This window comes from Paenibacillus sp. 2KB_20, assembly GCF_052115765.1.
GTDB lineage: Bacteria > Bacillota > Bacilli > Paenibacillales > Paenibacillaceae > Paenibacillus_AQ.
Genome location: NZ_JBFRHH010000007.1, coordinates 661,837 through 671,577 on the forward strand (window position 1 = coordinate 661,837; position 9,741 = coordinate 671,577).

General features: G+C 48.7%; 1 protein-coding gene. It reads left to right on the top strand.

Translation table 11 applies throughout. From position 1 onward, the window contains the following. Nucleotides 1–12: 12 nt before the first annotated feature. The gene (locus AB4124_RS22030) at nucleotides 13–9,726 is read left to right on the top strand and encodes an SDR family NAD(P)-dependent oxidoreductase (protein ID WP_441974159.1); all 9,714 of its coding nucleotides are present in this window, start codon (nucleotides 13–15) and stop codon (nucleotides 9,724–9,726) included. The last annotated feature ends 15 nt before the right edge of the window (nucleotides 9,727–9,741 follow it).

Consider the following 9,741-nt stretch of genomic DNA (forward strand, 5'->3'; position numbering starts at 1 on the left):
TGTACCATATAAATGAACAATGAAATCGCGATTATTGGTATAGCTTGCCGGTTTCCGGGAGCACAGAATTATGAAGAATTCTGGGACAATCTGAAAGAAGGTCGTTCAAGCATTCAGGAAATCCCCAAGGAGCGCTGGGATTGGAAGGAGTATTGGGGCGATCCGCAGGCTGACAACAAGAGCAACAGCAAGTGGGGCGGCTTTATACAAGATGCAGACGCTTTTGATCCGGGCTTTTTTGGACTTTCGGCAAGGGAAGTAGAAGCGACCGATCCCCAGCAGCGGATCATGCTGGAATTATCATGGTCCTGTTTGGAAGACGCCGGGATCCTTCCTTCCGAGATATCAGGGGACAAAATCGGCGTTTACATGGGAGTTTTTAATTTTGATTATAAAGGACTGCAGGAGCAGACGAACCAGATTATCGAAACCTATCATTCCATAGGAACGGCATCTGCCGTCATAGCGAACCGAATCTCCCATTTCTTTAACTTTAAAGGACCGAGTTTTCCGATAGACACAGCATGCTCAAGTTCCTTTAACGCCATTCATTCGGCGGCCCAGTCCATACTTCTCGGAGAGAGCAATATGGCTCTGGCTGGAGGGATCAGCCTTATTCTTACCCCCTCGCGTCATATCTCCTTTTCCAAAGCTGGGATGCTGTCCCCGACCGGCTCATGCAAAACGTTCGACGACAGTGCAGATGGGTATGTGCGCAGTGAAGGGGCCGGAGTCGTGTTGCTAAAACCCTTAGAGCAAGCCCTTGAAGATGGGAACTCCATCTATGGCGTATTAAAGGGAACTGCCGTAAACCATAATGGCAGAACCCATACACTTACATATCCCAACCCTGAAGCCCAGGCAGATGTCATAGCTGAGGCCCATAAGAAAGCGGACATCCCCGTGGAAAGCATAAGTTATATTGAAGCTCATGGAACGGGAACTCCAAAGGGAGATCCGATGGAGTTTCAAGGACTGCTCAAAGCTTTTCAATTACGATCGAATCAGGATCAAATACTTTCCAAGAATTATTGCGGCCTGGGTTCGGTGAAAACAAATATCGGGCATTTGGAATCTGCCGCCGGAATTGCCGGACTGATCAAGGTTCTGATGTCCATGAAGCATAAACAGCTGCCTGGACTGCAAAATTTCAAAACATTGAATCATCGTATTTCAATTAAAGGAAGCCCATTCTACATGGTAGACAAGCTGCAGGAGTGGAAACTTCTGGAGGGAGCGGATGGACAAAGCTTTCCGAGACGCGCAGGCATTAGTTCTTTCGGGTTCGGAGGAACGAATTCGCATATCGTCCTCGAAGAAGCACCCGCGGTGAAGAAAAAAAACGCCAAGAAGCTCCCCCACTATCTCATCTGTTTATCTGCTAAAACGGAAGAATCTTTGCGGCAGAGGGAGCTGGATCTAGCACGGTGGATCGATAGGAACGGATCTGGAATCAGCCTGACGGATGTAAGCGCAACTCTTTTGCTCCAGCGGGAGCATTTCGGAATTAGGTCCGCCTATGTGGTTAAGGATGTGCAGGAACTGCGGGAGAAATTAAAGCAGGTGCTCGAGAATAGTAAACCGGATGGATACTGTAAAGATCAAATTCCGTTAATCGGTAAGAAACAAGAACCGCTGCTTGAACATCTGGGTAAGGTGTTGGTAACAGAACTGTTGTCCCTCAAGAGGAGCGATGTACAGGAATACCGCAGCAAATTGAAGGCATTAGCAGAATTATACGTAAAAGGGCACGAGGTGGATTGGAAGGATTTATTTCCGAAGGGAAAGATACAGCATGTGCATTTGCCTACCTATCCTTTTGCGCGGGAGCGGTATTGGATCCCAGTGGAAGGCGCCTCGGATCATGCCGCTACAGCAGCAGTAGCGAGGACTGAATCCTCCTATGTTCATCCGCTGCTGCATCAGAATACATCCGATTTTTCAGAACAGCGCTACAGTTCTATCTTTACGGGAGAAGAGTTTTTCTTGAAGGACCACATTGTGAAAGGGCGCCATGTTCTACCTGGCGTCGCGTACCTTGAAATGGCACGGGAAGCGGTTGAAAAGGCATCTGGTTTATCAACTCGTGCTAATTCGCCGATTCGGCTTCGACATGTGGTTTGGGCCAAGCCGGTCATCGTTGGGAAACATCCGGTTCAAGTTCATATTACGCTTTTTCCAGGTGAAAACGGTGACGTTACCTACGAAGTTTACAGCCAAACAGAAAAGGGTCGCGGGGAATCTATTATACACAGTCAGGGCAATGCTCGGATAAACATAGATTTGGATGGCGAAACGACCAGCGTGAGTATCGATCGATTGAAAGGGCAATTAACGAGAGCAAACGATACGGTCAAGGATTTTTATGAGACTTTTCACCGCTCGGGAATCCATTATGGTCCAGCCCACCGAGGGATGGAAGAGGTATACAACGGAGGCGGCCGTGTACTGGTCAAGCTGTTGTTACCTTCTTTGATCGAGAGTACAGCAGCTCGATATATTCTGCATCCCAGCCTGTTGGATTCGGCTTTACAAGCCGCAATGATTCTGATGCTTGGTTCGGAGAAGCAAGGCACTTCCGACGGCAAAGGCTCATCACGGCTTTTTCTCCCGTTTGCACTTGAACAACTCGATGTCTTACAGAGATGCGCTTCAGTCATGTGGGCACATGTTCAATACAGTGATCAAGATGCCACTGGAGGACAGTCGAAGAAAGTTGATATTTACCTTTATGATGAACAAGGAACCTTATGCGTGAGGATGAGGGAATTATCCTGGAGAGAACAAAGTGAAGAGGAGACCTTATTCCAATCACGGACCGATTCGGACACGCTCATGATGCACCCCATTTGGAAAGAACAGGTTATTTCCAGGGATATGACTTACACGAACGATCAAGACTATTGTATCGTGCTATGCGAAATGGACGATGCGATGAAGAAGCGCATGGAAACCGATGTTGAAGGGGCTCGCATTCTGTCCTTGCAATCCAACCGGAACGGGATGAAGGAGCGGTTTCAAGACTACTCGGTAAAGTTGTTATATGAACTTCAAAGCATTCTTAAAGTCGGAACGAGGACGAAAGCGTTTATTCAAGTCGTATTCTCCAGGCAAGGACACCAACAGCTAATGTCCGGTTTGGCGGGGCTTCTTAAGACGGCCAGACTGGAGAATCCCAACCTTGGGGTCCAGATGATTGAGGTTGATTCGGAAGAAACACCAGAGGAGCTTGTATCCAAGCTGAAAAACAATCTTCACACCCGGGATTTCCATATTCGGTATGAGGCAGGGAAGCGATTGGTCAAAGGCTGGAATGCGTTTGAAGCTTTGCAGGCAGAAGATAGCAATCCGTGGAAAGACACAGGGACGTACTTGATCACGGGTGGGATGGGCGGTCTCGGTTTCATCTTTGCCAATGAGATTGCCAAACGCACGAAGGGTTCGACGTTGATTCTAACCGGCCGTTCTGCGCTCAGCAACGAAATGGCGACTCAACTGGAGGCAATAAGAATACGCGGGGCACGAGTGGAATACAGGCGGGCCGATGTGACCAATAGCAAGGAAGCAGATGACTTAATCCAGCGTGTTACAACTGAGTTTGGTGGTCTCAATGGAATCATACATAGTGCCGGAGTGATTAAAGACAGTCTTATTCTTAATAAAACTGTAGAAGACCTGCAGGCCGTATTGGCACCGAAAGTGAAAGGTATCGTAAATTTGGATCAGGCGAGCAAGGATTTGAAGCTTGATCTATTTGTTGTTTTTTCATCGGTATTCGGAGTCGTGGGCAACCCCGGGCAGGCTGACTATTGCTCGGCCAATGCCTTTATGGATGCTTATGTCACGTACCGAAACGAGCTTGTGCGTTCGAAGGAGCGAAGCGGTCACACCTTGTCCATGAATTGGCCTTTATGGAAAGACGGCGGGATGCACGTCGATGAGAAGACCGAACAGATGATGATGCAGCAGTTAGGCATGGCGGCTATCGATACAGGCTCGGCAGTTCTTGCTTTCTATCAAGCATGGGCTTCCCGTAAAGACCAGGTTCTGGTCATGGCAGGTGATTTGGAGCATTTTTATACACAACTCACAGAAAAACAGACTGTGGAACCTAAGCAAATCGAGCCGATTCAAGCGGTAGGACATGAAGATAATGAATCCCTCCCGGATATGAGCGAGGACGATTTTACGGAAAGAGCAATTCGTTTCGTGAAAAAGCAGATTTCAACCGTCCTGAAGCTGCCCGTACAGCGAATTGAAACGGATGCCCCCATGGAGCATTACGGCATTGATTCCATCATGACCACCCAATTGACGAACGAATTGGAGAAGACGTTTGGCTCGCTGTCCAAAACGTTGTTTTTCGAATACCAGAATATCCGGGAATTGACCGGGTATTTCATCAAATCATACCGTGATAAGTTGGTGAGCGTGCTGGGAGAGGGCCTGTCTGCAGAACCTCTAATTCAGCACACTGCACCTTCTGTTCCAACGAAATGGCCGGATGTACCTCATCCTGCAAGTCTTAGACGTTCACGGTTTGTGCAGCCAACTATTAAGCAACAGGATGAACATGCAACCAAGGCGATGGATATTGCCATTATCGGGATGTCCGGGCGTTATCCTGGTGCCGAGAATGTTCGGCAGTTCTGGGAGGTGTTGAAGAATGGCAAGGATTGCATTACGGAAATACCGAACGATCGCTGGGATTACAATCTGTATTATGACGAGGATCGCAACAAACCAGGAACAGCCAACAGTAAATGGGGAGGATTTATCACAGGGGTCGATCGATTTGATCCCTTGTTTTTTAATATATCCCCTCGGGAAGCGGAGATGATGGATCCGCAAGAACGCCTGTTTCTGCAATGTGTTTATGAAACCCTTGAAGATGCGGGATATACCCGGGAAGCCCTGGGCTTATACAGCGATTATGGCTTGGAAGGTAGCGTGGGCGTCTATGTCGGTGCCATGTATCAGGAGTATCAGCTCTACGGTGCCCAGGAGCAAGCAAAGGGGAATCCTCTTGCGCTTCCCGGACTGCCGGCATCCATTGCCAATCGCGTGTCTTACTTCTTCAACTTCCATGGCCCAAGCATGACCATAGATACGATGTGTTCTTCATCCTTGACGGCCATTCATCTGGCTTGTCAAAGCTTGCTGAGCGGAGAATGCAAGGTATCGATCGCGGGCGGGGTGAATGTTTCGATTCATCCCAATAAATATCTGTATCTGTCACAGGGGAAGTTTATCTCCGGCAGAGGAAGATGTGAGAGCTTTGGCGAGGGAGGAGAAGGATACGTGCCTGGTGAGGGAGTGGGGGCGGTTCTTCTTAAACCGCTGTCCAAAGCCATTGCGGATCGGGACCAGATTTATGGAATTATTAAGGCTACTGCTATTAATCACGGGGGGAAAACCAACGGATACACGGTTCCGAATCCCAAAGCCCAATCCAGCGTAATTGGACGAGCTTTCAAGAAGGCGGGGATTGAGCCGCGCACGATCAGTTATATGGAGGCGCACGGAACGGGAACCTCGCTTGGGGATCCGATTGAAATAACAGGATTACACAACATTTTTCAGGAATACACGGGGGATAAGCAGTTTTGTGCGCTCGGTTCTGCAAAATCGAATATTGGACATTGTGAGAGTGCGGCTGGAATCGCAGGCTTGACCAAAGTTCTGCTTCAGCTTAAATACAAGCAGCTGGTGCCTTCATTGCATTCGCGGGTTTTGAACCCCAACATCGACTTTAGCCAGACTCCATTTGTTGTGCAGCAAGAGCTTGCAGAGTGGAAAAGACCTGTCCTCGAGTTGAATGGAGTAATGAAGGAGTACCCAAGAATTGCAGGAATATCGTCCTTTGGTGCGGGAGGGTCCAATGCCCACCTCGTCATTGAGGAGTATATCCCCGGAGTCGAGGAGTCTTCACCAATCATCATGGAAGGTCTCAATCCGGTCATCATTGTGCTATCAGGCAAAAGCGAAGAACAGCTGAGGTTACAGGCGCAGCGTCTTCTCGCGGATATTAGCGACCAACCGCATGAAGACTCCAGCCTTATTGACATGGCTTACACTCTACAAGTAGGACGGGAAGCCATGGAGGAACGATTGGCTGTGATTGTATCTACGATGAAAGAGCTGACCGATAAACTGGGGGAATATATCGAAGGCCGCGATCATGTGGACGGTATCTATTATGGTCAGGTAAGACGGAACAAAGAAGCGTTATCTGTATTTACAAGAGACGAAGAACTGCAGGAAGCCATTGCTAAATGGATTCAGCGTAGAAAATATGACAAGCTCGCGAGTCTCTGGGTTAAAGGACTGGATGTGGAGTGGAACCGGCTTTACGGGGATATGAAGCCACGCCGAATCAGCTTGCCCACCTATCCGTTTTCCGAAGACCGCTACTGGGTTCCCGGACCGAGTAACGTTCAGACATTGAGCAATCCGGAGTCAAAGCGAGAACTGGTCGTCCCTAATCGGCAAATAAGTCCTGTTGAGCGAAAAGTGAGCTATTTGAATAAAAGGTGGGAACTTGCTGCCGTAGATGATTCAGTTGACCGAAACAAGTCCGCAACGCAAACCATTGCGATATTGACTACGCAGGAAACGATGGAATTAGCTATTCATGTATCCAGGTATTTCGAGAAATGCCGGATCATTGATATTCAGGATATGGTACGCGAATTTCATCAGACTGAACAGGATTGGAAGCAATATGGCGGCTGTATCGACGTTGTGGGTTGCGGCTTGAATACAACGGGGCTGACCGGATGGATTCCCTGGCTCCAGAAATGGATCGAGCATGCTGACGCAGACGGCCTGACACTTCTTGGGGTAACGAAATGCCTGGAGTCTTTCTGGAATGCTGAAGTTAACTTGTCAGGTGCTGAACGAGCCGGACTGTACAGAATGCTGCAGAGTGAATATAGCCGCCTGAACTCGCGTCATGTAGATGTGGATGCTGAGCCGGATGTTCATTTCATTGCTGAACAGATCGTTAACGAATATACTGCCGAGAGTCGGGACACGGAAATCTGTTACCGGAGCGGTAAGCGATATCGAGCTACGCTGGAAGAATTGCAGGAGATACATCCAGGTCAAGAAACGTTCGCTTTCCCCGAGGGCCATGTGCTTTGGATTACAGGAGGAACAAGGGGGATCGGTTACCTATGCGCCAGGCATTTTGTACAGAAATATGGCGTTAAGAAGCTGGTCCTGACCGGTCGGGAGGTTTTGCCTTCACGTGAAGAATGGAGTCTCTTTAAGGGACAAAAAACGCCGGTAGCACAAAAAATTCAGGCGATTCAGGCGTTGGAAGAACTTCAAGCAGACGTGAAAATCTTGTCGGTCTCATTATCGGATGAGCAAGCTGTTCGGCAGAGCATGGAGTCGGTCAAAAGGACAATGGGGCCCATCGGAGGCGTTATTCATTGTGCGGGGCGGATTGACACCCATAATCCAGCGTTTATTAGAAAATCCGTTGAAGGAATCGAGCAGGTCTTCGAACCGAAAGTGTCAGGCCTTCGTGTACTCTGCGAGTGCTTCCGAAATGAATCTTTATCGTTCTTTCTGCTCTTCTCTTCGGTTTCGTCCACGATTCCTGCTTTAGCTTCCGGACAGAGTGATTATGGAATGGCGAATGCCTATATGGATTATTTTGCGGAGAAAGCGAAACATACAGTGCCCATTACCAGCATCCAATGGCCGAGTTGGAAGGAGGCGGGAATGGGCGAAGTGAGAAGCAGGGCTTATGAGCAGACGGGTTTGCTAAGCATAACCAATGAAGAGGGCTTACAGCTGTTGGATCAGATTCTTTCAAACAGAATACAATCAGTGGTGTTGCCGGCTGTGGTCAATCCTGAATTATGGGATCCCGGCATGCTTATGCAGATTGCCGAGAAGGGGAGCCTGCAAGGCAGGATGAGGCAAAGCGGGCAAAAGCCGGAATCCAATTCGAACAGGAGTCCCAGCTTGTTGAATCAGACGCAAGCATGGCTTACGGAGCTGCTGGCCGAAGAATTGAAAATTCCTGTTTCGAAATTGGAGCCCGATACAGCTTTCCAAGATTATGGAGTAGATTCAATCATGATTGCTCAATTGCTTCGCCGAATCAATCAGCTGGCCGGGTTAGATTTGGAGCCTACCCTGCTATTCGAATATCCAACCATAGAATCATTGGCCGGTTGGATGGTCAATGCTCATTCTACTGCGGTATCGCAAATGCTGGAGACTATGGATATGGGTGAATTTATATCTGATGTGAAGCCATCGTCATCTCAGGCGCCGATGGCTTCGTTAGAAAGCGGAGCGTCAAGAAAAGGACTTCAAGGCAAACCTGCCACGGGTATAGCGGTGGTAGGATTGTCATGCCGATTCCCTGGTGCCGGTTCACTTGAGGACTATTGGAGGATTTTGTCCGAAGGGATATCGGCCATTCGGCAGGTTCCGTATGAACGGTGGGGGCACTCCACCTCATATTACGCTGGAATGCTTGAGGAAATTTCAAGCTTTGATCCGTCCTTTTTCCTGATCCCGCAAGAAGATGCCAGAGTCATGGATCCGCAGGCACTGTTGGTGCTGGAAGAAAGTCTGAAGCTGATATGTCATGCTGGATATTCGTGGCAAGAATTAAAGGGCAAGCCGATGGGAGTCTATATTGGAGCCCGAACGCAGCATCAACCGGAGGAATCCTACTTATACCAAGCGCGTAATCCTATTGTGGCGATTGGGCAGAACTATTTGTCTGCCAATATTTCACATTTCCTTGACCTTCGTGGTCCAAGCGTTGTAGTGGATACAGCATGCTCTTCGGCGCTGGTAGCGATGAACATGGCGGTACAAGCTCTGCGAGCAGGCGATATCGATTCGGCGATTGTCGGAGGCGCGAGTCTGCTAACCACTGACCGTGCACACAAAATTTTTGAACAACGCGGGATCTTAAGTCCGGTACAGGACTTCCATATGTTTGACAAACGGGCTGAAGGTATCGTGCTGGGAGAAGGCGCAGGTATGGTTCTGTTAAAAACGGTGGAGCAAGCTATTGCCGATGGCGATCGGATCTATGCAGTCATTAAGGGCTTGGCGGTTAATAACGACGGGCGAACGGCAGGACCGTCAACTCCGAATATTCAAGCGCAAAGGGATGTATTACAGACTGCCTTGCGCAAGAGTGGAAGGCATCCCGAGGAGATCAGTTATATTGAAACGAATGGTTCGGGTACCACGGTGACCGATTTGCTGGAGCTTAAAGCGATTCAGTCGATTTATCGGGAATCGAGCACGGTTCCACTGGGGCTGGGATCGATGAAACCTAATATCGGACATCCACTTTGTGCAGAAGGCATTGCCAGTTTTATTAAAGTGGTGTTGATGCTGCATAACGGGCAATTCGTTCCTTTTTTATCAGGCGGAGAAGCGATGGTTCACTATGATATGGAATCATCTCCGTTCTATTTTAGTAGAGAAAAAACCGAGTGGGCGCATACATCCAGAGTGGCGGCAATTAACTGTTTTGCGGACGGAGGAACCAACGCTCATGTGATCCTGGAGGATGGCGCAGGGGTGCCTCTTCAACGTGTTAGAAGGCTGCCTTTATCGGTTCCGGAATTAAATAGGCGGCAGTTATGGGAGACTCAATCTCATTCCAAAACCTTATCAAGCGGCAGAAAAACAGCAGCAAACGTTCCGCAGGGCATTTTTTGGGAAAATTTCGACTAGGAGGGAGCAAACGTG